The organism is Amycolatopsis sp. NPDC114505 (genome assembly GCF_055633615.1).
On the sequence record NZ_JBVKDV010000004.1, the window covers coordinates 639,293 to 665,670 of the forward strand.

Annotated in this window: 16 protein-coding genes; 8 read left to right on the forward strand and 8 right to left on the reverse strand. The window is 65.6% G+C overall.

Annotated features, from left to right (window positions below):
• Positions 1–442 precede the first annotated feature (442 nt).
• Complete coding sequence (locus ACZ7OU_RS40760) at positions 443–1,165, forward strand: hypothetical protein (RefSeq protein WP_470259381.1); 723 nt, start codon at positions 443–445, stop codon at positions 1,163–1,165.
• The gene (locus ACZ7OU_RS40765) at positions 1,155–5,360 is read left to right on the forward strand and encodes an AAA family ATPase (RefSeq protein WP_470259382.1); all 4,206 of its coding nucleotides are present in this window, start codon (positions 1,155–1,157) and stop codon (positions 5,358–5,360) included. Before ACZ7OU_RS40760 ends, ACZ7OU_RS40765 begins: the two co-directional genes overlap by 11 nt.
• 282 nt (positions 5,361–5,642) lie before the next feature.
• Here ACZ7OU_RS40765 and ACZ7OU_RS40770 read toward each other — a convergent pair whose 3' ends face one another.
• Entirely contained in the window at positions 5,643–6,131 is a 489-nt protein-coding gene (locus ACZ7OU_RS40770; RefSeq protein WP_470259383.1) for a hypothetical protein, read from the reverse strand.
• Between the two features lie 1,252 nt (positions 6,132–7,383).
• Here ACZ7OU_RS40770 and ACZ7OU_RS40775 point away from each other — a divergent pair.
• Together ACZ7OU_RS40775 and ACZ7OU_RS40780 are read left to right on the forward strand one after the other, a co-directional pair.
• On the forward strand, positions 7,384–11,517 hold the full coding sequence (locus ACZ7OU_RS40775) for a helix-turn-helix domain-containing protein (RefSeq protein ID WP_470259384.1): 4,134 nt from the start codon (positions 7,384–7,386) through the stop codon (positions 11,515–11,517).
• A gap of 37 nt (positions 11,518–11,554) precedes the next feature.
• Positions 11,555–13,792, forward strand: coding sequence for a protein kinase domain-containing protein (locus tag ACZ7OU_RS40780; protein ID WP_470259385.1), 2,238 nt, complete (start codon positions 11,555–11,557; stop codon positions 13,790–13,792).
• 474 nt (positions 13,793–14,266) lie between these two features.
• Here the strand turns inward: ACZ7OU_RS40780 and ACZ7OU_RS40785 are convergent, their stop codons facing one another.
• On the reverse strand, positions 14,267–14,599 hold the full coding sequence (locus ACZ7OU_RS40785) for a hypothetical protein (RefSeq protein ID WP_470259386.1): 333 nt from the start codon (positions 14,597–14,599) through the stop codon (positions 14,267–14,269).
• Between the two features lie 386 nt (positions 14,600–14,985).
• Here ACZ7OU_RS40785 and ACZ7OU_RS40790 point away from each other — a divergent pair, with 386 nt between their 5' ends.
• From ACZ7OU_RS40790 to ACZ7OU_RS40800, 3 genes are read left to right on the forward strand one after another with little or no spacing between them, the layout of a single operon-like run.
• A complete protein-coding gene (locus tag ACZ7OU_RS40790) occupies positions 14,986–15,702 on the forward strand; it encodes a hypothetical protein (protein WP_470259387.1) in 717 nt (238 codons plus the stop codon).
• The gene (locus ACZ7OU_RS40795) at positions 15,699–17,873 is read left to right on the forward strand and encodes an ATP-binding protein (protein WP_470259388.1); all 2,175 of its coding nucleotides are present in this window, start codon (positions 15,699–15,701) and stop codon (positions 17,871–17,873) included. Before ACZ7OU_RS40790 ends, ACZ7OU_RS40795 begins: the two co-directional genes overlap by 4 nt.
• Before the next feature lie 37 nt (positions 17,874–17,910).
• Positions 17,911–20,031 carry a hypothetical protein gene (locus ACZ7OU_RS40800; protein WP_470259389.1) on the forward strand — a complete coding sequence of 707 codons (2,121 nt, stop codon included), beginning with the start codon at positions 17,911–17,913 and terminating at the stop codon, positions 20,029–20,031.
• Positions 20,032–20,200: 169 nt separating this feature from the next.
• On the opposite strand, the gene ACZ7OU_RS40805 is transcribed toward ACZ7OU_RS40800, so the two are convergent.
• The 6 genes from ACZ7OU_RS40805 to ACZ7OU_RS40830 form a co-directional block, all read right to left on the reverse strand.
• Entirely contained in the window at positions 20,201–21,415 is a 1,215-nt protein-coding gene (locus ACZ7OU_RS40805; RefSeq protein ID WP_470259390.1) for a tyrosine-type recombinase/integrase, read from the reverse strand.
• A 69-nt stretch (positions 21,416–21,484) separates the two neighbouring features.
• Positions 21,485–21,724 (reverse strand): excisionase family DNA-binding protein, encoded by a 240-nt coding sequence (locus ACZ7OU_RS40810; RefSeq protein WP_470259391.1) that lies wholly within the window; start codon positions 21,722–21,724, stop codon positions 21,485–21,487.
• Positions 21,687–22,538, reverse strand: coding sequence for a deazapurine DNA modification protein DpdA family protein (locus ACZ7OU_RS40815; protein WP_470259392.1), 852 nt, complete (start codon positions 22,536–22,538; stop codon positions 21,687–21,689). Before ACZ7OU_RS40815 ends, ACZ7OU_RS40810 begins: the two co-directional genes overlap by 38 nt.
• Entirely contained in the window at positions 22,535–23,005 is a 471-nt protein-coding gene (locus tag ACZ7OU_RS40820) for a VUT family protein (protein ID WP_470259393.1), read from the reverse strand. The genes ACZ7OU_RS40815 and ACZ7OU_RS40820 overlap by 4 nt, the downstream gene beginning before the upstream one ends.
• Positions 23,006–23,099: 94 nt before the next feature.
• Positions 23,100–24,164, reverse strand: coding sequence for a TRM11 family SAM-dependent methyltransferase (locus ACZ7OU_RS40825; protein ID WP_470259394.1), 1,065 nt, complete (start codon positions 24,162–24,164; stop codon positions 23,100–23,102).
• Positions 24,161–24,796, reverse strand: a complete 636-nt coding sequence (locus ACZ7OU_RS40830; protein ID WP_470259395.1) for a hypothetical protein — start codon at positions 24,794–24,796, stop codon at positions 24,161–24,163. Before ACZ7OU_RS40830 ends, ACZ7OU_RS40825 begins: the two co-directional genes overlap by 4 nt.
• 643 nt (positions 24,797–25,439) lie before the next feature.
• Here ACZ7OU_RS40830 and ACZ7OU_RS40835 point away from each other — a divergent pair.
• Positions 25,440–26,312, forward strand: a complete 873-nt coding sequence (locus ACZ7OU_RS40835; protein WP_470259396.1) for a sigma-70 family RNA polymerase sigma factor — start codon at positions 25,440–25,442, stop codon at positions 26,310–26,312.
• Positions 26,313–26,378: the final 66 nt, after the last annotated feature.

Genomic DNA, 26,378 nt, shown 5'->3' on the forward strand with positions numbered 1-26,378 from the left:
AGTCGACATCAGTCGGTCTAGCTGGGATGTTTGCAATCGCTCATGCCCTCAGCCGACGTCGGTCGACCTCGTTCGACCTGCAATTTCGCCCTTAAATCGCCCCTCGTTCGACGGCTTGTGCCGCGCTCAACTACACGCTAAGGCCGCCTCGCTCCGCTTACGGGAGGCAATGGCCATCGTCGACATGGACGCTAGGCCGTTTGGGTGGTCGACGTTCTTCGCCGGAACGGGCACCGCGTCACATGCGATCACTAGCCGTGGCGCACCCGTAGACTCGTGCGCTCTCGCGTTGGGAGGCGTCGTGAGGCGGATTGTGTGTGTGCACGGCATCGGGCAGCAAGTCGCCGGTGAGCAATCGCTCTTGCGAGACTGGGCCCCCGCGCTCATGGACGGGCTTACCCACGCTGGCCACCAAGGCGCCGTCTCCGCCAAAGACGTCTCAATGACCTTCTACGGAGACCTGTTCCGCCCGGTCGGCGAACGGCTGGCGGTAGGCGATCCGGTATTCACTGCAGCAGACGTCGAGCACGGCCTGGAAGAAGACCTGCTACTAGCGTGGTGGCAGGAGGCCGCACAGGTGGATCCCAAAGTTGCGCCACCCGAGGCGGACACGCTGGTACGAGTGCCTGGCTCCGTACAAACGGCACTACGACAGCTGTCCCGATCTCGGTTTTTCGGCGGACTGGCCATGCGGGCATTGATATTCGACCTCAAACAGGTCCGCCGCTACCTCCAAGACCAGGAGTTGCGAGAGGCAGCACGCGCCGCGGTCAGCAAGCTGATCACCGCGGAGACCCGGGTGGTCGTGGCCCACTCGCTGGGCTCGGTGGTCGCCTACGAGACCCTGGCCGCGATGCGAGACCACACGGTCCGCACACTGGTCACCTTTGGGTCGCCCCTCGGCATCGCCAACCTGATCTTCGACCGCCTGGACCCGACCCCACGCGACGGACTTGGCACATGGCCGGGTCCAGACAACCTGTCATGGACGAACGTGGCCGACCACGGCGACGTCGTCGCACTCGAGAAGGACCTTCGACCGCGCTTTGGCTCTCGAGTGAGCAACGCCGTCGTCCACAACGGCACCCACGCCCACGCCGCCACCGCCTACCTCACCGATAAATTCACCGGTGCGGCCATCGCAAGAGGCCTACGTGCCCGCTGACTCCGAAGGACCGCGGCGGTACCTGATCGCGACTGCCACTGAGCGCTACCCGAAAGCGCCGCAGTGGGACCGGCCCAGATTAGCCCGGGCTCGCGACGAGATCATCACGCTTTTCACCGACGACCTCGGCTACCAGCACGTCAGCACGCTGGGATTGAATCCGACCAAGGACCAGCTGACCACGCTGCTGCGCGCGTTCTGCCGCGACGAGGCCCGGCGACCCGATGACATCCTGGCTGTATACATCGGCGGCCACGGCGAAGTCCTCGACGACACCCACGAACACGTGCTATTAACCAGCGACGTCGATCCCGACGACGTCGAAGACGCCCTGCAGACTGCGCAGTTGGCACGCAAAATGCTTCACGGAACGCGGGTCCGGCGGGTGCTGTTGATCCTCGACACCTGCTACTCCGGCCAGGGTGGAAACGAACTCATCGCCGCCGCCATCACCTCCATGATCCGACGGTGGGGTGACGACCACGGGTCGGGCCTGGCCGTAATCACCTCCGCGCTTCCGTTCGAGCAGGCCGGAGCAGGGGTGTTCCCGCAGCTCCTGCGCGACGCTGTCCGCGCCCTACCCACGGCTGGATACAACCCTGTCACGTTGCCGTTGGACTCGGTGGTGAAGGCGATGAACGCCAGCGTCGACAAGCCCGGCTACCAGACGATCGGCCACAGCATCGCCGGTCTCACCGGTGAGGTCCCGGCTTTTCTACCCAACCCGCGTCATGACCAACGGATGACAGAGGTCGACCTGGCTATCCAGCGCGCAAGCGAGTTCGAGGTCCAGGCCGAACGCCGCGACGTTGAACTCCGAACTCGGTTGCTGGTCCGTGCTATGGGTGGCAGCAGCAACGGCACCGAAGGCTGGTGGTTCGCTGGCCGCCACACCGCACTTCAAGAAATTACCGCCTGGCTTGATCAGCCGGCCACTTCCCGACCGTTGCTAGTGGTCACCGGCAATCCGGGATCCGGTAAGACCGCTGTCCTTGGCCTGATCGCCACCCTCACCCATCCCCGTCGGCGTGCCACGGTGCCCCTGGACAGTCTCGGGTTGCCCGCCGCAGCCGTACCTGCGTTGGGGACGGTGGATGTCGCGATCTATGCCCAGAGCCTGAGTACCGACCAGGTACTGACTGGAATCGCCGCCGCGATTCAATGCCACGTTGCCACGCCCGGCCAGCTCCTCAAAAAACTCAAGAGCGGCGGTAGGCCGCTGACCGTGCTCATCGACGCCCTCGACGAAGCCACCGACCCAGATCACCTCACCCGTCGTCTGCTGCGGCCTCTAATCGACCACGCGGCTGGGAGACTACGACTATTGGTCGGCACCCGAGATTTCCTACTAGAGCGACTCGGTCTAGATCGTGAGGGCGCGATCGATCTAGACGCCGTCCGCTACGCCGACCTCGCGGCCTTAACCACCTACGCCGCCCGCGGGCTGCTCGACGCAAGCCCGAACAGCCCTTACCGTCATGAGCCGCCGTCGTTGTTGCGAGCTGTCGCGGACGCAGTCGCCACGGCCGCTCACCCCTCATTCCTGGTTGCGCGGATTACCAGCGCCACCCTTGCCGCCCAGAGCCAGAGCGCCGACCCGCGTGACCCGGCGTGGCGCCGAACCCTTCCTCGGTTGCCAGGCGACGCGATGCGCCGTGACCTTGAGAGCAGACTCGGTGACAGCGTCGTCAAGGTACGTGACCTGCTCCGTCCGCTGGCCTTCGCCGAAGGTCAAGGCCTGCCCTGGGAGGATATCTGGGCCGCCGTCGCCTCCCAGGCGGCCGGCATCACTTACACCGACGACGACCTCCTCTGGTTGCGCGAACATGCTGGCTCCTACGTCGTCGAAGCCACCGAGGATGGCCGCTCCACCTACCGGCTCTACCACCAAGCCCTCGCCGACCACCTCCGCGAGCATGCTGACGACGCCGCAGTGCACAAGGCCATAACCGAGGTCCTTGTGACCCGGGTGCCCCGCACGCTCGATGGATCCCGTGACTGGACTCGCGCACACCCATACACTCTGCGCCACCTAGCCACCCACGCTGCCCTCGCAGGCGAGATCGAGGTGCTGCTATCCGACGCCGACTACCTTGTGCACGCAGAACCCAATGCACTCCTGCTGGTCCTGAATCGGAGCAACCCATACCCCGCCGCACTCACTGCCGCGGTCTACCGCTGTTCGTTCGACAGCCATCGACAGCTACCGCCCCCACGGCGGCGCCAAGTTCTGGCCGCCGACGCCGCACGCTTCCGTGCCCCGCGACTCCAGCGTGCCTTATCGGCGCCGCTGACATGGCAACCGCGCTGGGCGACCGGACGCTATTCTGCCCATGCTCTCCACGTCACCCTCGCTGGTCATACTTACTGGGTGCGGGCCGTGGCTTGCAGCACTCTCGACGGCCAACCAGTCGCCGTCACCGCAGGCCACGACGGGACCGTGCGTGTCTGGGACCTGCCTACCGGCAATGAGCGCGCCACATTTACCGGCCACACTCACTGGGTGCTAGCGGTGGCTTGCAGCACTCTCGACGGCCAACCAGTCGCCGTCACCGCAGGCCACGATGGGACCGTGCGTGTCTGGGATCTGGCTAGTGGCAACGTGCTGACCACCTTCACCGGCCACACCCTTCCAGTGAGAGCGCTGGCTTGCACCGTCCTTGAGGACAAGCCGGTCGCCGTCACTGCAGGCCAGGACAACACCGCGCACGTTTGGGGCCTGGCCAGCGGCGACGTACTGACCACCTTCACCGGCCACACCGGTCTGGTGGAGGCGGTGGCTTGCGCCACTCTCGACGGCCGGCCAGTCGCCGTGACCGCCAGCCAGGACAACACCGTACGGGTCTGGGACCTGGCCACCGGCGACGAGCTCACCACCCTCACCGGCCACACCCTCCCAGTCCTGGATGTCGATTGCACCATCCTCGACGGCAAGCCAGTCGCCGTCACCGCCAGCCGCGACAAGACCGCGCAGGTCTGGGACCTGGCCACCGGCGAGCAGCTCACCACCCTCACCGGCCACACCCTCCCGGTGAGGGCGCTGGCCTGCACCACCCTCGAAAACCAACCAGCCGCCGTCACCGCCAGCGACGACAACACCGTACGGGTCTGGGACCTGGCCACCGGCGAGCAGCTCACCACCCTCACCGGCCACACCGACCTGGTAGAGGCGGTAGCCTGCACCACCCTCGAAAACCAACCAGTCGCCGTCACCGCCAGCCAGGACAACACCGCGCGCATCTGGCAGCTCTCTGCAGAAATGGCTAACTCGCTCGTAGTGCGAGCACACTCCGCCGAAATCGTCGCCTTGGCGTGCACCACCCTCAACAGCCAGCCAGTCGCCGTCACCGCCAGCCGCGACAAGACCGCGCGCGTCTGGGACCTGGCCACCGGCGAGCAGCTCACCACCTTCACGGGCCACACCGGCCCTGTGAGGGCGCTGGCTTGCACCACCCTCAACGGCCGGCCAGTCGCCGTGACCGCCAGCCAGGACAACACCGTACGGGTCTGGGACCTGGCCACCGGCGACGAGCTCACCACCCTCACCGGCCACACCCTCCCAGTCCTGGACGTCGATTGCACCATCCTCGACGGCAAGCCAGTCGCCGTCACCGCCAGCCGCGACAAGACCGCGCGCGTCTGGGACCTGGCCACCGGCGAGCAGCTCACCACCCTCACCGGCCACACCGGCCCTGTGGAGGCGGTGGCCTGCACCACCCTCGAGCACCAACCAGCCGCTGTCACCGCCAGCGACGACGGCACTGCGCGGGTCTGGGACCTGGCCACCGGCGAGGAGCTCGCCACCCTCACCGGCCACACTGGCCCTGTGAAGGCCGTGGCATGCACCACCCTCGAGCACCGCGCGGTTGCAACCACCGCCAGCGACGACGCCGCGCGAGTCTGGGATCTCTCTACTGGCCAAGTAGTCACTACTTTCACTGGCCACGCACACTGGGTGCAGACGGTAGCCTGCGCCACTCTCGACAGCCGGCCGGTCGCCGTCACCGCCAGCCTCGACGAGACCGTACGCGTCTGGGACCTCGCCACCGGCGATGCTCTCACCGCCCTCGACTTCCGAAGCGTCGGTGCCGTGGCGATCGGGCCTGGCAGGGTACTTATGATCGCGGCAGGTTGGGATCTCATCGCGTTCGACCGCATCGCGGATCGTCGACTTGCTCTGTATCGACGGCACTGATGACTCAGGAGGCCGTCCTGCTCCGACAGCGTCTCCGCATCGACGGAGATGCATCCGAACTGAAGTTGACTTCGCCCTCATGAAGCACGCCAACCCGCCAGTCTACGGACACTACGCCGTTCAGCTTGTGTATCAAGTCACCTGCCAGAACGTAGCCCAGCCGCGGAGCATCCAGTGCCGAGCGAGTTTGCTGCATTAGACCCACTCACGGCGTGTCGAAGCGCAGTCGGCCTGGACACTCTCGATGCTTCACATATAAATGTCATTATGCGTGTCACACGACTAGCCGGTTACCTTGTTGCCCGACAGCTTATTTTCGCCGATCCCATCTTCCATATCACCCTCGACCGCAACGGCGCTCTCTATCAATCCATCTGCGCGCTTTTCATATAGCACGTGATATTCTGCAGAGTACTTCATGAAGACAGCGAGCTGATCTAACTCATTTTCGCCACACGCCACTCTCGCAGCAAGGAATTCATCATTCAGGCGCCGCATTGCATTCATATCTGATCGTCGACGCCTACTGTGCAAGTACGGCTTGAACGTGACATTCAGGCCACCGACCACGGCAACGGCCAGCAACAAGCACCTTCCAAGCAAAGTCTCCGATGATGCAAGTCCGACCGCCAACACAGCGGGAGCCACTATCGTTGTTAGATTATAGAATACCGCATTACCGCGATGAATAATACGCCAACGCTTCATTCGACTGCAGTCGCTTTGCATTCTCTGCGCAAGCTGATCAAGTAGTTTATCAATATCGGCCATGCGCCCGCCTCTCACCTCATAACTACAGCTCTCTAGAGAGTCGAGGACTTGAGACGACCTGTTACCCACCCTGCGTGCATGCATCCGAACGGGGGCACGACGAAATCTGACCCATCGGATCATGCGATGTGTAAAACCACGAATCAGCAGCATGGCAGCTATCTACCTTGACAGCAGGCACCCTGTCCGATAAAGGTGATTAGTCAGGTTGTGGATTTAGACCCCGCTGTGTCGCAGTTTGCTGCCGCATACTCTTGTCCTCAGCCGAACACGCGAGCCACCGCTCCAGGAGCCGCGGCGCTGCGCGTCCGCGTCGGGACGCGCGAATGCCCGACTACGACGCCGATGCCAGCAGCCACCGGGTCCAGCTCGACTACACCTCGACCGAAGGCTGTGCCCGGCCTGCCGCTGCATCGCACTGCTGCGCCGCGACTCAGCGGCGGTGGCCGACGAACGGGCCCAGACGAGCCACAACCGTCAGCAGGCTGCTGCTGACCGAGCCGCTTGCGGCAGTGCAGCTGCACCAACATGCACCGCCTGGCGTCAAGTCCATGCGCCGGCGCGCGGTTGGTCGCGCTGTGGTCCAGGTAGCCGGCGTCGACGGGAACCAGTTGCTCGACGTCACAGCGCACCTCGTCCGCCCCCTCGCGCGAAGAGGTAGCTAGTGCGATCGAGCGTGCCAAGGCGATCTCGCGGCTGCGGTCGGTGGTCGTCGACCGGCGACTGATGTGTCGGTTCGACCCCGACGGCGGCTGTCCCCTGTCCACGTGGCTCTACGCCTGGGATGACGACGCGCACGATGAGCCTGGCCAGGTCGCCGCGACCACTCCTCGTGACGAACCCAAGCTCGGCGGCGACGTCGGCGGAGTTGCGGGCCGGCGACCCGGGCCGCTGGCGACCAGGGTGTAGGCCCCGGCGCGGATCCCGGCCTGCGCACTGAGCTCGGAGTCCCTGCCGCGATACACGGTCCCGTGGCCCTGCCCGCAGGGCGACACTCCCGGTGGTGACTCAGACCGTGCCGTCATGGCTCATCCGGACGAACGAGCCCTCGTTGTTGCCGCCGAATGGCAGATGAGGGTCCTGGAGCCAGGCTTGGCCGAAGCTTTCGATACTCGAACCCAAGGTCGACCCGATGCCGATCCGCTTACCGGTTCCGGTGGCCGTGCCTTCAGCTCCTTCATCCAGGTACCCCGCTCTGAGCCAGTTGGCCGGCCTTGACGACTCGTACGCATGGCAGGCGTACGATAATGTGATGAACGAGAGCTTCGGCGAGTCGGTGCGAAAGGCGCGATCAGCCCGTCGCTGGACCCAGCGCGACCTGGCTCAGCGTCTCGGCGTCGGCCAGCAGGCGGTCAGCAACTGGGAGCGCGGCAGGTCGTACCCGCCCGCAGACGTGGCGTCCCAGGCCGCGAAGTTGCTCCAGCTGGACGTCGACGGCCCCGAAGAGCGCCGCGACGCGCGCCAACCCCGCGCCGCGGCCGCCACAATCAATCCACCAGCTCGCCCGCTGAGCCCTAGCCTGCCACTTCAGGAGCTCCCGCCCGACGTCTTCGAGCAGTTCAGCGCCGACCTCATGCAGGCTTTGCACCCGAGTTCGCAGGTGCATCGGTACGGCGGGCAAGGCCATACGCAGGATGGGATCGACGTCATCGTCACCCACGCTGACGGGACATCGACGGGGATCCAGTGCAAACGCGAGCAGTCGTTCGGTCCCGCGAAGGTGAAGAAGGCGGTCGCCGCGCTGAAGGCTGAGGTCGATCGCTGCTTCATTTTCCTGACCCGCATCGCGAGCCCACAGGCACGGCAGGAGATCGCCAAGCACCAGCCGAAGTGGGCTCTCTGGGACATCGATGACCTGTCTCGTGCAGTGCGATCCCTTCAGGATCGCGATGCCGCCGTCCGACTCGTGGACACCTACTTTCCTGGCTGGCGAGAGCCGTTCCTCGGCGTCTCCTCCCCCGGCCCGTGGCTGACCGCCGACGAGTTCTTCCGCCCGTTCGCGAAGGGCAGCATCTACTCCCACGAGTGGGACCTCGCCGGGCGCGCGAGCGAACTGGCCGGCTTGTCGGGTTTCGCCACGGACTCCGAGCAGCACATCGCCGTCATCGTCGGGCGTGGCGGGATGGGCAAGACCCGACTGCTCCGTGCCGCAACCGAGGAGTTCGAGACGACAAGGTCGGCCACGATCCGATTCCTCTCGACGGGCGTGAGCGTCACGCCGAAGGACTTCGAGGTGCTCCCACCCGACCAGGGACTCATGGTCGTCATCGACGATGCGCACGATCGGTCCGATGTCGGCACGCTCATCGCAGGGATCAGGCGGTTCCGGCCGAGTGCGAAGGTGTTGCTGTCGTCGCGACCGTACGGGCTTCCGCAGCTACACAGCGACCTCCGGCAAGTTGGCGTGCGACAGTCGGAGGTGCCGACGTGGGAACTCGGCGATCTGACCATCGCCGACGCCGAAACGTTGGCAGGCGGCGTGCTCGGACCCGATCTCGGACCGCGAGTGGCGCCTCGGCTGGCGGCCCTGGCGGCAGACTGCCCGCTCTTGATCGTCGTCGGCGCCGCGTTGATCGCGAAAGGAGACCTTGCTCCTGACCGGTTGGAAGCCAGCTCGGACATCCGCTACGAGATCCTTCAAGCGTTCGGGGATGCCGCCGCCGCCGCTCCGGGTGGGGATGCGGAACTTCGGCGCGAAGTGCTCAAGCTCGTGGCCGTCCTACAGCCCTTCCGGCTCGATCAGCCCGAATTTCAAGCCGTCGCGGCCGCGGTGATCGGCAGGCCGTACGACCAGGTAGTACGGCACTTGCGAGCTCTGCAGGACAGTGGCGTGCTACTCCGCCGAGCTCAGTCCGTGCGAATCGTTCCCGACCTACTCGGCGACGTGCTGCTCGCCGACGCCGCCATCGACGGGCCGTGGGGTACATCGACCGGCTACCTGGAGCGTGTATGCGACGCGGCCTCCGGAGCTCCGTTGGCCCATGCCGTCGTGAATGCCGGCCGAGTGGACTGGCAGACCAGGCGCCCCAACAAGAACGCGGCTTCAGCCGTCGATGTTCTCTGGTCTGCGCTGACCCATGAGTACGAGGCCGGCACGACATCTGTGCGGCTTCAGACCCTGCAGGCTGTCCGCCAGGTTGCCGTCTTCCAGCCAGGGCACGCGATTGCGATGGTTCACACAGCGTTGAATGTCCAGGCTGCAGCCGGTAGGAGCGCCGATTCGGCGGACGTCTCCGTGTACGAGGACGCCATCTTTGAGATCCCGGCAATCCTGTATCGCACCGCGTACAGCTTGGATCACCTGGCCGAAGCTGCCGACTTGTTGTGGGAACTGGCACGCGACGACGACCGGCCACCGCACCAGCGTCCGGAACACCCGATGCGCCTCCTGACTGAACTCGCCGAGTACGCAGTCGGTAAGCCTGCGGGTTTCCAGGACGGCATGATCAGCGCGGTTGAGCGCTGGCTGCGCGACGATCGAGTCGCCGAGCACCGCTACTCGCCATTTGCCGTGCTGGAACCCGTTCTGGCCACTGAGTTCGAACAACGACGTTCGAACGGGCTGTCCCTCGAGCTACGAGGCTATTCGCTCAACCCGGAGTGGGCTCGTCCCCATCGCGACCGTGTCATCGATCTTGCACTGAAGGAAGCACGCGAGGGCGATGTCCGTCGTGCCGTGCGAGCCGTAGAAGCCCTTGGTTCCGCGATCCACTATCCGAGGGGGATGTACGGCCGCCAGGTCGGCGCCGAGGAACGCGCTAGGTGGACGTCCGCTTTTGTCGAAGTTCTCCACCACCTCACAGGACTTGCCGGCCACCCAGAGCTCGACCCAGTCGTGGTTGTCGCTGTGCGTCAGGCTGTGCGGTGGCACGCGCGATACAGCACCACGGAGACACGTCCAGCGGCCCTCGCTGTCCTTGCGGCTCTACCTGATGACATCGAGCATCGCCTTGCGAACGTGTTGCACGACGGCTGGCGTCCGTCCAATTACGACTCCGACGACTACGATAAATGGCAGGAGAAGAAGGAAATCCACTTCGAAGAGGTAGCCGACGACGTGACTGGTCGTTGGTCATCAAACGAAGTGATCGATCACCTTGACCATAGACTCGCCCTCGATCGTTACGCGTACGGACCCATGGCGGCCAGCCCGATTCCGTTCGTGTGGTCGCTCGTGAGACGCCACCCAGATGTAGGTGTAACTCTGCTTCGCCGTCTCATCTCGGAGAGCACCAGTGCGGATCCGACGGCCTCCGGATCGATTGGCGCCTTACGCGATCTGGTCCCCACAGCACTGGGCATGGTCGCCGACTCCCTTCCCGACGAAGCAATGAACCTTGCCCGAGCACTGGTCGATACACCGAGCATCGTCGACACCCGAGCCGTCGCGCACGCTTTCGGGTGGGGGCGCGGGCGCCGATCCACCATGCTCGAGGGTGAACCAGCCCTGCTCCTCGACCTGATCGCCCACGACGATCAGGAGGTACGTCGGCTGGCCGTGGCAGCTGCGGGCTCGATCGACAGCGACCAGCAACTGGCTCTCCAGTTGATCACTCACGTCCGATTCGCCGATTCCCCCTCTATAGCTGACGAAGTCGCCGCGCTGCTCGCGTCACCTAGCGCCGCGCGATGGAAAAACCTGACGGACGCAGAGATCGATGACCTCTTCGACCAGCTACGCCAGTGCCCATCCATCGACGACTACCACATCACCACTCTCCTGGCTGAACTGTCGGCAGCACGACCTGAACAAGTCCTCGACCTTCTTCTCCGCCGCGCCGAGACATACGAACACCACTCGTCACCTAAGGACTACGACGCGCTTCCGTCTCATTGGGACACCCCGCTGCACTTCCAGGACAGCAGGGACTTCGAGCGACTGCTACGACGCGTCATCGCGTGGATCGCCGAGGCGCCGCAGTCATGGACCCGAAGCCAGACAGGCGCAGAAATCTTCAACGCAGTCGCTGGACCGTATGAAGAACAGGTATCGAAGTTGTTGTCCGAAGCCGCAAACTCGGGCTCCGGAGAGCAGGTACTCGCCGTGGCCGCGATCCTGGGACACGCACCGCGAGATTTCATTTGGAACAACACCGAATTCGTCGTCGCCTGCATGAGAGCGGCAGATCGACTCGGTAGCGACTACCTCGGAGCGATTTGCGGTGGAGTGCACTCGGCCTTGATCCGGGGCACTCGCATCGGCACACCTGGTCAGCCGTTCCCGGAAGATGTCGAACAACGTGATAAAGCCAACGAGATCGCATCCACTCTGTCGCGTGGTTCCGTCGAGCACCAGTTCTACCAATCTCTCGCTTCGGCCGCGGAACGCGAGATCAGCCGGGAGATCGGCCGAGACGAGGAGCTCGATGACAGTCGCAACTGGTAGAAACAGCAGATATCCCGATTCCGAGCGAGGCGAGCTGATGCTCACGATCCCGGAAGACCACCAGTTGATCAACAGTTACGGGCAACTGCGCGGCCAGCATCTGTCGATGGTCGAACGTGACGAGCAGTTGCTCGCGCTCATGCGCCATCTTCTCGCCAGAGGCGCGCCGACCTTCGTGGCCGCCACGTCGGCAAAGCTCAAGGGCTCTCGGCGCCTGCAGTTCGCCATGGATGGCCGCCGGTACGTCCTCGAAGTCGCATGGCCTGATCGACCTGTGTCACCCGAGATGATCAGGGAATTCCTGACTCTCGCGGATCGTGCTCCAGCGGATCAGCGTCATGTCCTCGTGTGCATGTCGGGGATCGAGCAGGGCGCTGTGCCAGAGGTGAGTTCTGCCGGCTTGCTGCTCGACCGCGTCCACGTGGAGGCGATGGTCTGCGCTTTGATCAAACCCGCCGAGCTGCTCAATCTCGCCTTCTCACGGGCATACGTAGACGAGCGGTCCTTCGTCTCTCTCACCGACTTGCTGGTCGACCAGTCGCAGCCTGAGCCGCCTGCTCGCATGTTCCGGCCCGATCAAATGCCGCTGCCCTGGGAGGTCATCCAGGCGACCGGGGCCGGAGTTGCGGCAGATGTGGTCCAGGTCGGCGACGCCGGGTGGGCTCGGCCTCTGGGACTGTCCGTGCTGGGTGGCTCCGGCATGTTGCTGGTGACGACCGAAGAAGGCGTGCTGGAGCTTGATCCAGCACGTGGAACTACTTTCTGGTCTCTGCGGTTGGCGGGCTGTCACGGCGCCCCGCTAGTCCTGCCTGACCAGTCATACTTGGTCATGTGCCACGGCACGGTCGCGCGTTACCTCGATGGAGAAGTCGAACTTCTCGCGGGCGGGTTCACCGCATCGTCCGTGTTGCTCGCCGGTTCGGACGGCGAGCCCTGGGTCCTGTCCGGTTCCGGCGGGTCGAGTCGCGAGGCGGGTGGTGACTTGGCGTTGACCCGGCTGGGCCAACGCGTGGGCGAGCAGCACCGCTTCGACGTCGAGTTTCCCGCCGCCGTTCGTGCGGCTGGCTGGTTGGAGCGTCGCCGTTTCTTCCTGGCTGCTGGTGGACACAGTGCCGTCGTCGACCTCAGTCGCTCGACGATCGTGAACGATGTCGATTGGATCGCCGCCAGCCACCACTACCCTGGCCACTTGCTGGTGGTTGATCCGAACAGAGTCATTACCGCATCACCTGATGGCTCGGGCATCCGCGTAACCCTGCAAGCCACCGATATCAGAGAACGATCTCACGCCACGGTCGCCGAACTCGCCGTGAACTCGATCTACGGTCTCGCTTCCGCCGGCGACGACCAGGCGTACGTGCTTGCCGACGTGCGGGGCAACGAAACCCAGCCTGCTCCGATCCTGGTCAGGCTCTCCGGATGGCCGCCTCGAACCACCGATGAACCGAAGTTGTCCGCTGTCCTGCGTGACGACGACGAGAGCGACCTGTTCGCCCGATACCGACGCATCCAAGACAGCGCCAAGGGTCAAAGACGGGACTACCGCCTCGACCCGCGTCCGATCGATGATGGTGCCCAGGCTCACGTGTTCGGGGCAACTCACAAGGAGACCGAAGTACGGGTTGCGTTCAAGCGACTGAAGACGACCGATCCCGCTGCGCGAGCCCGAATGAAACGGGAAATCACCGTGGCCCAGCGACTCGGCGGACACCTCGGGGTTATGCCGGCGCTCGATCACAGCGACACGTGCGACTGGTTCGTGATGCCGCTGGCCGACGGGACGGCAGAAACACTGCTGCATGTCGATCAGTTGTCGAACTCGTCTTCACTCAGGAACATGATCAGTTCCATTTGCGCCGCACTCCGTGCAGCTCATGACCTCGGCTATCTTCATCGCGACATCAAACCGTCCAATGTGCTCAAGGTTGACGACCGGTGGATCCTCGCAGATTGGGGTCTTGTTAGACACCCACGAGGGCAAACAACCAATCCCGACCGGACCCGATCCGGGGTGCTGTTTGGCACCGAGGGCTTTGCTGCACCTGAATTATCGAGCAACGCCCACACGGCGGGGCCTCCTGCTGACGTCTACAGCATCGGGCAGATGATCGGTTGGGCCGTTCTCGGCCGGTGGCCGCGAGCCAACATCCCCCTGATCCCGTCCGACGGTCCCTGGCGCGGCATCGTCGCTGCCGCAACCCACTCTGATCCGGACCTCCGCCCAGCTAACGTCGACGCACTTCTTGCTTTGATCGCGGAAGAGTTCGATCATTGACATCACTGGGACAACGCAAAGTACCCCAGCAGGGCAACAGCATCTCGGCTCCGTCAGCTCAGCGCGATGGGCATAAGCCGGTTTCGCAACGAGCCCGGCGGACCGCCGTCCGTGGTCAAGGTGCCGCCTCCCTGATGTACGCCGCAGGCTCACGCGCGTTGCACTTGCCGCTGGGAGTGCCGGTGAGCTGCCGACTCGAAGGACACCCGTAGCACACGCAGCGCGACAGCCTGCATGATCGCCGAGCCGGTGCGGGACTCGCCGGTGATACCAGGGTGCGCGGCGAGGAACTCCCCCGGAGTTCGGGCCGAAGCCGTGGACCGCGTTGTACACGCCGTCGGGCACGCCGGCTTCGGTGATGATTCTCGGCGAACAGCGTCACGCTGGGGGCGTTTCCTCCGACGGCTTGACCACAAGGGCGTTGCCAGCAGCCGATGTCGGCGCGACCTTGCAGGTGAGCAGCAGCGGGAGCTTTCACGGCACGATCACCGCGACTACGTCGAGCGGCTTGCGCAGCGCGTGGTTCAGCACCCGCCCGGGGTCTTGGTGAGGAAGGAGTCGAGACCGGCCGAAGCGATGGTGTTGGCGGCAGCGCGAGAGTTCGCGGCAGTGGGGAAACACATCGAGACGGCGGGCCAGGTCGAACGGCTTGCCGGTGTCGCCAACCTCGGCGGCAAGCAGATAGTCAAAGCGCTCGTCGATCCGGTCGGCGATCCCGGCGCAGCACGACCACGCGCTCGGCGGCCAGCTTCCCTCCCCATGCATCGTCGATGGGCAGTACAGCGACTTGAACCGCGCGGCGCCCAACCAGGCTACAGGCGGTCACGATATTGCGCCCGTCGTAGCGAATGCGCTGGCAGCCCTCACCGAGTGCGGCGGGCTGGATCATGCCCGCACTCGACCCGCGGCCCGGCCTATGCAGCTGCATTCCGCTGACTCCCGTTCGTGAGAGTGCGCCTCACGTGCGTTCTGCGGGATCTATGCAAGCCGCTATTCAGCATCAGTTACATACCGTGTCTGCCATGTGACGTGTCAGTTCGTAACAGACGGTCGCACTGGTCCGACGTAGTTGGCGGCGTGATCATGTGCCGTGAGGCCGCCGCGCTGCCGTCTGCGAGCACGCTGGCGGCCGTTCTAGTGAAGGTCGCCTGGTCGACTAGCGGTGCTTCTGGGGGAATGCCAAGTTGGACAAGATGGCCACCGCAGCGGAGTCCGGAGATACAGAGGGCCGCCCTGCTGCTACGCGGACCCAGCACGCCATTCGATTGCTCGTTCTCCTGGACGGATGCGGCACGCCAGCCATGGATGGAGACCCGCCTGGCACGGTCAAGTCCGTCCGAAGCGAGCTGCGGCTCCAGGCGATGGACTTCTGGTTGCGAAACCCGGACTACCTTGCCGACGAGCTGGTGTCGATGGTGGAAGCGGGCACGGCCGACCCCAGCTACCTGGTCACGGCACGATCACTCCTGGACGATCCTGAGCCTGACCTGCGCTGGTACCCCATGCCGAGGTGGTTCTTCGGCGCGTACGAGCAGCTCGACGACGCGTTCTCCCTCCTGGAGACTTACGGCCTCGCCACGCTGCGCCGCACCGGACAACCAGGTAAGCAAAGCAAGCGCAACCTCTTCTTCCTGACGCCAGCCGGGGCGTCCGCAGTCACGGAGCTTGCGACGGATCCGATTCTGGGGTGGTACGCCGAGCAGGTGAAGCTGGTCGCTCTCGTCGCGGGAGACGACGGCGGGCAGGCACTAAAGGACCGGCAATACCGCCAAGCCACGTACGCGGGAACGGATCTAGGAGTCGCTATCGCGCCGATCGCGCCGCGGGTGCGCGAGCGGCTCAACGCGCTAAATGCAGCGAAACCTGTGTTGGCCCCTGAAATGGTCGGTCAGGAAGGGGAAGAAGCGTGAGCGCCCTGGGCAAGAAGGTTGTTGACGTCCTGGCCAGGAGGCGGACAGGCGGTCCGATCAGCCTCTCCGTCGACGAGGTCGACCAGATCCTCAGCGGGCTTGGCATCCCGCTCGGCGGTACTAAGGCGGTTCCCGTGTCGCTGCGCGCGACCCGGATGCATTTCAGCGGCACGAAGTGGCTCAAGCCGGATCACCCCGATGCACAAGGACACCCGCTGATCGACGCCGCCGATCTGCCCGAGTGGATCCGGCCCGTCGTCGACGACCTCTCTCTCACGGCTGGCTCGGAAGAGGACGGCCCGGCGCCGGACATAGATGAGCAGGCAAGACCAAAGGCGCAAGTCCCGTTTCAATTCGAATGGTCGCCGCAGCCCGGTGTGAACGGGATCGGCTCGGGACGGAATCTTCGCGGCAAGTCGACCCTCTTGAACGTTCTCATGTGGTCGTTGACCGGCAGGTGTCCGCAGTTCCAGAACGACGTCCGGAGCTGGATTGAGCACGTTGAGGTCGACTGGACGGTGGGTTCCGAGCGATTGCAAGTGGCATTCGACGCTGTGGACGGAGTGGCCACCGGGCAAGTGACTAAGGTTGCAGCGATCGACGGCGACACCAGCTCCACAGTCCTCGGGCAGTTCGATGGCGCGGACTTCGAAGGTGTCATGGGGTCGCTAATGATGACTCGGTTGCGGCTGGAGAACATCCCCGTCTGGACGGACACAGCGGCGCGGGTGCACGCGTGGCCCGCGTACTCCAGCTCGTTCGTGGTCCGCGCGAACCAGCTCGACCCGATCGTCGGCAACGAACAGACCATCGGCGTCCGGATGATGCAGATGTTCATCGGCACGGACTGGGCACCGGTGCAGGCTGCCGCCATGACAGCGCGACGCGGCATGGACAAAGCACGATCCGCCGCGAACGAGAAGGCGCAGGCAGCCGGTGAAGCAGTGGAAGCGAGCCGAAGCGCGGCCGAGACGCAGGTCAAGGATATCCGAGCAAAAATCGCAAAGCTGCCCGCTGGAACACCGGATGTACAGGTGATGCTCAACGCCGCAACCCGCGCATCAGACCTCGCACGAAAGGTGCACGAGCTTGAGGCGAAGCTGATCGCGCAGACTTCACTCGCCGGAACGGCACGTCAACAGCTCAAAGCGCTGAAGGCCCATGTGCACACCAGCTACGAGGACGCGCTCGCGGCCAGGTTCTTCCACCGCATGCGTCCTTCGGTGTGCCCACGTTGCGCTGCACAGGTCACCCCTGAGCGGCAGGCGGCGGAACCGGACAAACACGAGTGTTCGGTGTGCACCAGTGAACTAAATCTTGAAGCCCTCCAATCCGATGTCATCGTGGCCGTATCCGTCCCGGACGAGCTCGTGGCCGGCATGGTCGCAAGGACGTCCGGGAGCGAGTCCGCGGATGCCGAAGAGGGCCCCCTGGATGGGGTCGACGCGGCACAGACCGCGGTGACCGCTGCCGAGGCCGCTGTGGCGGAGCTGACCGCGGAGATCGCGGCGCTGACGAAGGAACGTGACGCGGTGGCTGCGCGAGTCGAACTGGGGAGTGAACTTCTTTCAGCCACGAGCGACCGTCGCGCGCTCGAACTGAACCTAGCCCGCGCCGAAGGCGCGCTCGGGGCATTAACCCGATCGAGCGACCCGGCGACAGTCGACCCGGTCGACCCGGTGCAGCTCGCCGTCGTGGATGCGGCCGAACAGGCGCTGAAGAAGTGGGTGAAGAGCGACCAAGACCCGATGCTGGCCCGGATCTCCGCCGATATCGAACGCCTGACGCAGAGCTTCGGCGCCGAGAACCTCAGCGGCTTCAAGCTCAGCGGCGCAGCCAACATGGAGCTCCGCGAGAACGACGTCAAGCAGACGTACTCCGGGCTGACAGACGGCGAGAAGCTGAGAGTCAAGATCGCGACCGCCATCGCACTCATCCAGCACGGCTACGTCGGGGGGATCGGCCGTCACCCAGGTTTCCTGGTCCTCGACTCGCCGTCCGCCGAGGAAATGCCGGAAGAGGACCTCGCCACCATGGTTAAAGCACTGCGGGACGTCGCGGGCGAGGCGGAGATGCAGATCTTCGTCGCTACCCGCAACGCTGCCCCACTCGTCGAGCTTCTTCCGGATGCCAACCGGGTTGTCGCGGAGGGTAACTCCTACGTGTGGTGAGAAGCTGGGTGGGTTAACCGCGGACGAGAGGAATGCTATGAGCGGCGGTGCGGCCGTTGAGCTGGAGGGAGACCTCACGGAGTTGCTTTCGGCAGGCTCGGGAGGACCGCCTTCCGAGGGCGCTTTCGCCACACTCGGTGGCTGGGAGCGACTGGCTCGGGACGCCGCTGATCTCGCCGATAGCCCAGTGCTGCCGCCGCTGGTCCACTTGGTCGCGCACGAGGCCGCGAACTCAAGCGGCCGAACCAGCAGCTACTCGGAAGCCATGCGCCGCGTGTCGACCGCTGTCACCTCCACCACGAACCCGGTCATCCTCTCCGACAGTCTGGAGGCTCTGCTCACTAGCGGACCGGCGCTGAACGAGGTTGGCGCGGTTCTGGCCAAGGCCCTAGAAGACGCTGTACACGAATTCCTCAACTTGCCGGATCCGGACAACCGCGCCGCCCTGCGAGCGGCAGACGCCCTCGAGGCCCGCACCCGGCTTGCCCTGTGCGAGATCGGATCGCCATTCGCGTTGTTGGCTCTTCTGGAGCGCTTCGACGCGCCGATGCCCAAGCCGCTCGGCACCGCGGTCGTCCGCGCCATCAGTGTCGCCGTCGACCACTGGCCACACGCCGCGAGCCTCGCCGGCGTCGTACGCCTCGTTGCTGGGATTGACGCACCAGTCGGCCGGTCACGTCCAGGCGCCGATCCTGAAGACATCGCCTCCGACGCCGCGTGGGTGCTGGCGGGAATCGAGCTGGTCGGCGCACTCCGCGCCACGGACCTGCTGGTCATGCTGCGCAACCTCGAAGCGTCCGCCGGGTACTTGCGGGTCGCCTGGGACACTTACGAACGTGAAGACGCCAGCATCCTCTTGACCGTGGTCGAAGTGCTGTGTGCGCTCCTCGACGAGTCTTCGCCGAGGCCGGATGTAGGGGCCCTGTCGACCTCCCAGCTCGAACCACTCGCCTTGGCCGACCTGATTGAGCGGGTTCGTCGGATCAATGTGACGGCTATGGGCCTCAACCACTGGTACGGGGATCCGAAGCAAGCAGCATTGCTGGCGTGGACTCAGTTGGCCGACGACCTGGGCCGGCTCCGGGAGGAGTTCGAACGAGACAGCTTCTATAAGGCCGAGGTGGTCGTTGACGACCTGCTCCAGATCTACGTGGGCTCGCGCTCCACCGCGGTGGTCTCCCACGAGGAGGACATCGACGGCCTGCTCAGGCTCGTCCAGCCGGTCATCGAATCGGGATTCGCCAGGACCGCGGGCCTGCTGAGCAACCTTGAAGATCACACCCACGCCTTGGAGCAGGAAGCCGCAACCGCGGTGGGTGACCGCGCACGCAAGGTCGCCGAGAAGCTCGCCGCCGCGCAGGCGGTCCTTCAGGCGGCGAAGGCGCAAGCATTGGCCGGTGCAGGGCCGGGAAAAGGCGGTAGCGGCACGGCGACCGCGTCGCTGCCGCAGCCACTCAACCAGTTGGTCCTACCCGGATCCACGGCCGCGGTCGAACTCGCTGAGAAGCTGTCACCCGAAGCCCTCGCCGAACTGGCCAAGGTGGTCAACGACGCTACCATCGGCAGGCACAGCCTCAACCTGGTCGAGGCGGAGGTATACGCCAAGCTCCAGACTTGTTTGGAAGCCAGCCCCGACTACGCCGGAGAGCCAAAGGATGCCGTCGACGACGTCCTCCGGCTGATCATCCAGTTCGTCAGCTCACGGACCAACGCCCAATCGGACCTGTATCCGTACCTGTTCGACCCGAAGGCCGTCGAAGCCGACATCCACGAGGATCTTTACAACTATCTGAAATCCAGCAGCCTTGGCGCGATCACCGAGTTCGAGGTCCAGCACGTCGGCGGCGGCCGGATCGACCTGAGAATTAGGTTCAACGGATTCAGCGTCTGCATCGAGATGAAGGTCGATTCGATGAAACAGGCCTTGAGCGACAAGCAGGCGTACCTCAAGCAGGCGATTACTTATCAAACCACGGATATCCGGATCGGATTCCTGGTCTCGCTGCGCCACAAGGCATTCGATCCCACCGGAGCGCCGCCACACCTGAGTGCGCTCATCGATCACACGGTGTTCGACGTGCCTGGCGACTCGTTCCCAAGGCACATCGTCACCGTAGGGGTTCCCGGCAGCCGAACAAAACCGTCAGAAATGAAGTAGGTCGTACTTGCACCCTTGATATCAAGCTAGTTTGACGACAGCTTTTCCGATAATGTTCTCACGTCGAGCGATCTCCGCAGGCGGGCCCGCACCGGAGACGCGGATGCCCCCAATTTTCCCATTCGTGCCAGCGATCGGATCAGCACGAGCTCCCGCGAGACTCGCAATCTCATCCACCTGCGCGCATCATGTCCTCGAGCGCAGCCACATTCGCCGTGTTGGCGGCGCGGCGCTTCCGGTAGTGGCGCTCGGCGACCTGCCGACTGTTACCCAACTGGTCGGCGATCGCCGTTGTCGGCAAGCCCGCTTCGTCGAGGACGGTGCCGACCGTCTTACGGAACACGTGGCTGGTCACCCACTCGTACCCTACTGCGGTCACCGCCTCGCTGAGCCGGTTGATGACGTTAGACGGGTCGAGGAAGCCGCCAGCGAAGGAGGCGAAGATCGTGCCGTCCGCTGCCGCGATCCTGCGTCGTTGCAGAACCGGCAGGGCCCACGCCGGTACACCGAGAACGAGCTCATCCTGGTTGCCCTTGCGCTGGGGACGGCGGACCAGACCGGCTCCGGCGACACGAATGATGTGGTGGGTCGCCGCCACGGTCTTGGCGTCGAGGTCGATGTCGGTGCCGAGGATCGCCAACGCTTCGCCGATCCGGACGCCGGTGGCGAGCATGATCTCCATCAGATCCGCCAGGTCCAGCCAGAGCTGGCCGCGGGGGCCGAGAGGTCGGCCGCAGGCGTCGGTTTGGCGGGTCAGTGCGTACGCGCGCAGCTTGGCGAGCAAGTCGACGCGTTGTTCGGCGGTGAGCGCTTCCACCTTCTTCTGCTCGCCGTTGCGTGTCATCCGGCCGATTTTTCGGACCGGGTTCTCGTCCATGGCGCCGTGCCTGACCGCGTAGTCGCACGCGCCCGACATCGCGGCCTTCAGGGTCTTCGCGGTGTCGTAACTCTTCTTCTTCCGGGCGTCCCTGATCACCTTGCTGCAGCGGGTGACGTTGACCTCGCAGCACTGCAACTGCCCCAGCGGGGGGGTCGCCCAGTTCTTGAGCACACTGCGGTAGAGCCGGACGGATGTCGGCGAGAAATTTCCCAAACTTGCCTCTTCGTCGAGCTCATCGAGGTACAGGGTGATTACTTCCTCAAATCGGGTCGACCGGCTTATTTCTCCGTCGGTCGACTTCGTCGTGAGGTCGCCGAGAGCTTCCTTCAGCCGCTTGATGGCCAGGTCCTTGCCGACCGCTTGCCGGCGCACCCGCTGCAGGGTTCCGTCGCTTGTCCTGAAGTAGGTGCTCGCGCGATAGCGCACACCCTGCCTCTTGGTTTTGGGTAGCTTCTCGACCGCGATGACGCCGTAGGCGCCTATCGGTGTCGACAGCCTGCCCACAGCAAAACTCCTTCAAAGAGTCAGTTACGAGATGATTCGAGCGCTTCGAATTTTTGATCGACATTGACGCTAGCATCCCTGACACGAGCGCAGGTAGCGGTCTAATTCGAAATCAGGAACCAGGTAATACCGCCCTGCTTTCAGAGACTTAATACTGCCTTTATGAATTAGGTCGAGTACTGTCTCGTAGGGAATTCCGAGTTGCGCCGCGACTTCCCTCGGCGTCCAGGCGCGACGCGACAACCGTTCCTCGCTCATGGCATGCACCTCCTTAATGCCGACCACCGCACGGTCGCGATGGCAGCACATCCCGGGTCTTCGTTCTGGTGGCGCGTCCGCGAGGCGGGCGCGTACAAGCCGGCGACGGCTGCCGGTTTATGCGCTGGGTGGTACTCAGGCTGTCGACGAGGGTGCGCCGCCACGCCAGTGCGTATGGCAGGCAGTTCGCCTCACTTCGATGGCCGGGCGCGCAGCCGGGTTCGCGGCGGCCACGGGCGCTCCACGCCATCGAGTCCGCGCTCGCGAGGACGTCGCCGAAGCGCCGGAGTCCTGAGGTTTTGACGCCGAAGCCGTGCAGTCGTAGTCCTCGTTCGGCCAGGGCGCGGACGATGTCGTCGACTTCCTGGCTGGCTCGGCGCCGGCACACGCTGCCCAGCCCGACGAGCCGTTGCGCGGCCAGGTCGACGTCGTGACGTTCGTACAAATCGGCACAGCGCTGGTAGTCGGCGACGGTTTGGCCCTGCAAAACCAGGATGAACGACAGCTCGGGCTCCAGCTCACGCAGCTGCAGGTAGCTGTCGACAGTGCGCCGCTGATGGCCAGCGACGGTGAGGCCGGTGCGGGCCAAGATCTCCGGTTCGGTCATCCAGTCCTGTGGCGCTGCCCAGTCCAGACTGCCGATCTCCGCCCGGTAGCGGCGGCCCGCCCTGACGTAGGCGTCCGGAGTGGTGCGCCACCGCCCATGGATCGTCAGCTCGGTAAATCCGCCGGAGTCCAGAGCCCACGGTCCTTGGGCTCGCGGCATCGTCTTGCGGCCGGCGAGGCGGCGGTGCGAGACGAACAGGCGGACGCCGAGCGGCCGGGCGAGCCATGCTGGCTGATGCGTTACCAGGTAGAACTTCATCGAGCCGCCAGCCGCAACCGCGTCGCTCGGGCAACCGCCTGTGCGCCGACCGCGACCGCCGTCGCCGAGGTTTTACCGGCGACTTGGCCGGTAATCGGTGCCCAGGTGCCGAAGGCCAGCGGGACGAACACGACGCTGTCAACTACGAGGCCGGCGGCATTCGAGCCGATCATCGCGAGTGCACGCCTTCGCCGGCGCGTCAGCCGGGCGTAGATGTACGCGTCGGTGGTTTCCGACAGGAGAAAGGCGAGAGCACTGGCGGCCGCGACGGCCGGGGATCCCAGCAGCCATGACAGACCGGTGCCGCAGCCGATCGCCACGGCGACCCCGATTGGGCCGAACGCCTCGTGCACGTGATCTCGGATTCCGAGGGCCGCTCCAGCGCACACGGCTCCGACCGGGACAGTGAGCAATGCCAGGTCGAGCGTCGCGCCCGACGTGGCGGCGACGTTCGTCGCGAGGATCACCCGACGTAGCCGAACGCAGCCGCTGATCGGCCCCGGCGTGCTGCACCTGCTGGATCACCAAGGCAGTCCGTCACCGTGCCCGGCCTTGCCGTGGTCATGCCGTTCGCCAGCGCAACGGAGCAGCATGCGGCTTCTCGGCGGTCCTGGAGGACGCGTGGTCGACCACGGGTGGGGCGACTTTGCGGAAGACGATGACGTCCTCGTGCGCGATCAGGTGCAGCGGCAGACCGGCCTCGCGTTGCTTGCGGATGAAGTCGCGCTGGAAGAAGCTGCCGCGCACGACCAGATCGTTTTCCGCGACGCGGGCCAGGAGGGCGACGCACCGTTCGACCGGGTCGAGGCCGGCCGCGACGCCGCAGTTGATCACCTGGGACGGGAGGTCGATCAGCTCGGCGTGCTCGCGCCACGGCCGGACCGTGATCACCACGTGTCCGCCCGGGCGCAGCACGCGCGCGCAGGCAGTGAGGATGCGGGTGAAGCCGACCAGAAGGCGGTGATGGCCGATATTGGCGAGGTTGCCGCGGTCGAGCGCGCTGCCGTAGCGGTAATGGCGCTTACTGACCCTCCCATCAGCGGTCTCCCGGTCCGTCTTGACCAAGCCGTGCACCGACGGCCCGTACGGCGGGGACGTCACCACCAGCGCCACCCGGCCGACGCACTTGTCCGGCAGGAGCATCTCGAGCTGGCGGGCATCACCGCGGATGACCTGGCCGTCGTGATCGTGCCCGCGCTTGCAGGCGAAGCGCAGGTTTGCGCGGGCGATGTCGGCCCAATGCGGCTCGTATTCGACGCCGACCGCTCGGCGGCGGAGGTCGATCGCCTCGACCAGGGTGGTGCCGATCCCGCACATCGGGTCCAGGACGAGGTCGCCGGGCTGCGTGTAGTGCTCGATGGCGTGCGCGGCGACGGCGGGCAGCATCTTGGCCGGGTGCGCGGTCGACTCCGGCACGTACCGGCCCTTGCGCTGCGCGGCCGGCGAGGTCTGCGCGGTCGCCCACACCGACAGCGGCAAGCCGCCTTCGCCCGTCGGCGCGCCGACGGATGGGTCGGTGTCGAGGGCGTCGATCAACGCCCTCGACAGCGGCATGGTCGGTTCGTCAGCCAGAGACGGCGGCGCGGTGGTCATGGTGACGCTCCTGGGTTCCGGGCGGCTGCTCATCGGAGGTCCTCGGACGGCTCGACGTCGGCGCGGGCCTGTGCGAAGACGAGTACGTCCCCGTGCACGCGTGCGTGCACGGCTCCCGATCCGGGGTTTCGCGCGCTGTGGTCGCCGTGCTTGTCGTCGGGCTCGGGCGGCGGCTGCAAGCGACCGTTCTTGATCGGGACGTGCAGGGTGATGATGTGCTGCAGGTAGAGCAGGTCGGCGTTTTGCGCGGCGGCGATGAGCGACTCGGACGGGTCGGTCAGCCGGCCGGTTGACCAGTTGCTGGAGGTGTAGACCGCGAAGACCCCGCCGAAAGTGAGCGCGCGAGCCGCCACGAGCGTGAACGTCTCGATCGAGCCGTTAGCTCCGAGTTCCGGACGCAACGAGGTGATGACCAAGTTGCTTCGCTGTACGTCGCGTGCGGCGCGGTCTTCGAGGTCCGCGGTGACGCTCTCCGATGAGGAGGTCGTCGGTACGAGCTGCCGCACCGCGGCGTCGTGGCGAAGCGCGCGCACGGCCTGATGCGCTGCCGTCAGCTCGTCGTCAGCTTCTCGTTCCGCGTCCGCCCTCGCGGTCGGCCACGGCGCGAGTACGACTCGATCTTCAGGGGCGGAGAAGCTCGTGGTGATGGCTTCGATGATCGGCACGGGCCAGGTGGCAGTCGGGCCGATCGGCTCAGGCCCGGCTGTCCATACGGTCGGCGGGATCGGCGCGAGTTCGCGGATGCGGTTCGCGGGTTTGGTCGTCTTCGTGGAGCGGCGCGGCCGCGTGCTTGTGCCAGCGGGGTCGGGTGCGCCCGGGTAGGGGATGCCGTTGGCGGGTCGGGGGCGGTGTGGGCGGGTCGAGTCGTCGCGGTCGGACGGTCGGTTGGCCGGGGACGGCGTACGTCGGGTCACGGGCGGAACCTCCGGATGCGGGTCACCGACCGGACGGGTCGGTGACCTTCTGCGCGGTCGCCGGCTAACTCCGAAGACGAGGTCGGCAAGAGACACTGCCGCGCCGAAAACGAGTTCTCAACGGACCTCAGGCCGGGCCGCGACGAGCGTGACACCGCAGGTCTGGAGCTCAGTTCGACCCGCGCATTTCGGCCCGCGCACGCAGGCATGACGTGGCTCTGAAGCGGTTCTGACACGGCTCTGACCTGGGCTTGAAGCGGTTTTGATGCGGCCTGGCGGGCTTCCTGGCGACGTCACTTTCCGCTCGCTCAGGAGTGCCGTCATGGATCAGCCCACCGCACCGCAGAAGCCCGTACCCCGGCCCGCCGCTGCGCGACCTCGCGCCGAGCTCGGCGTGTTCGACACCGCCCGCGCCGCATTCGCCTGGCTCGTCACCGGCCCGCACCCGGTCGCCCTCGACGGCCGGAAGGTGAGCGGTCTCCCGGCGCGGCTGGTGCCGCTCGATGAGGTGGGCGCGCTGACTGTCTCCAAAGGATGTCCACAGGAGACCCGGGACGCGGTGTGGACCGCGCTCGTGACCCGCTCCCGTGCCGAAGCCGGCACGTGGACGGTCGCCTGCGTCGGACTCGCGCTGCCGGTGCTGCTGCCGGTCGCCGCGAAGCTGACCAACCGGTTCCGCGGCGAGGTCCACGACATCCACGCCGCGGTGCTGACCGGATTCCTCGAAGCCCTGGTCGACGTCGATCTCACCCGGCCGGCCATCCTCGTGCGGCTGCGCTGGGCCGCCTACCGCGCCGGCCACCGCGCCTTGCGCGAGGCGCTCGACGCCGCGGCACCGGTCGCCGACCTCGGCGCACGCGCCCCCGCAACCGAGCAGGCTGGCGGACACCCGGATTTTGTTCTGCTCGCCGCGGTCGAGGCCGGCGTCCTGACTTCCGCCGAGGCCGCGTTGATCGGTGACACGCGCTTTGGCGAGCTGTCGCTGGCCGAGGCCGCGCGGGCGCGCGGTCAGGCGTACAAGGCGACCCAGCAAGCGCGCCATCGCGCCGAACGCAAGCTCGCCGACTACCTCGACACCGACCTGCCAACGCGACGCGCACGGCCGCGCAGCAGCAGCCGAGGGCCGGAGAAGACGCAGCGGCCGATGTCTCCCCGCTCACCGAAATCCGGAGTTGGTGACCGCGGGACGCGAGTGCCCGCGCGTCCTCGCCCATCCCGGTCCACTTCGGAACCGGGCGCCGTTCAGGAGGCGTCCTCATGCGACTGATCTCGCGCCGCCCCGGCCATCACACCCCCGCCCTGCGCCCGCCGAACCGGCGCAACCACCGGGCGT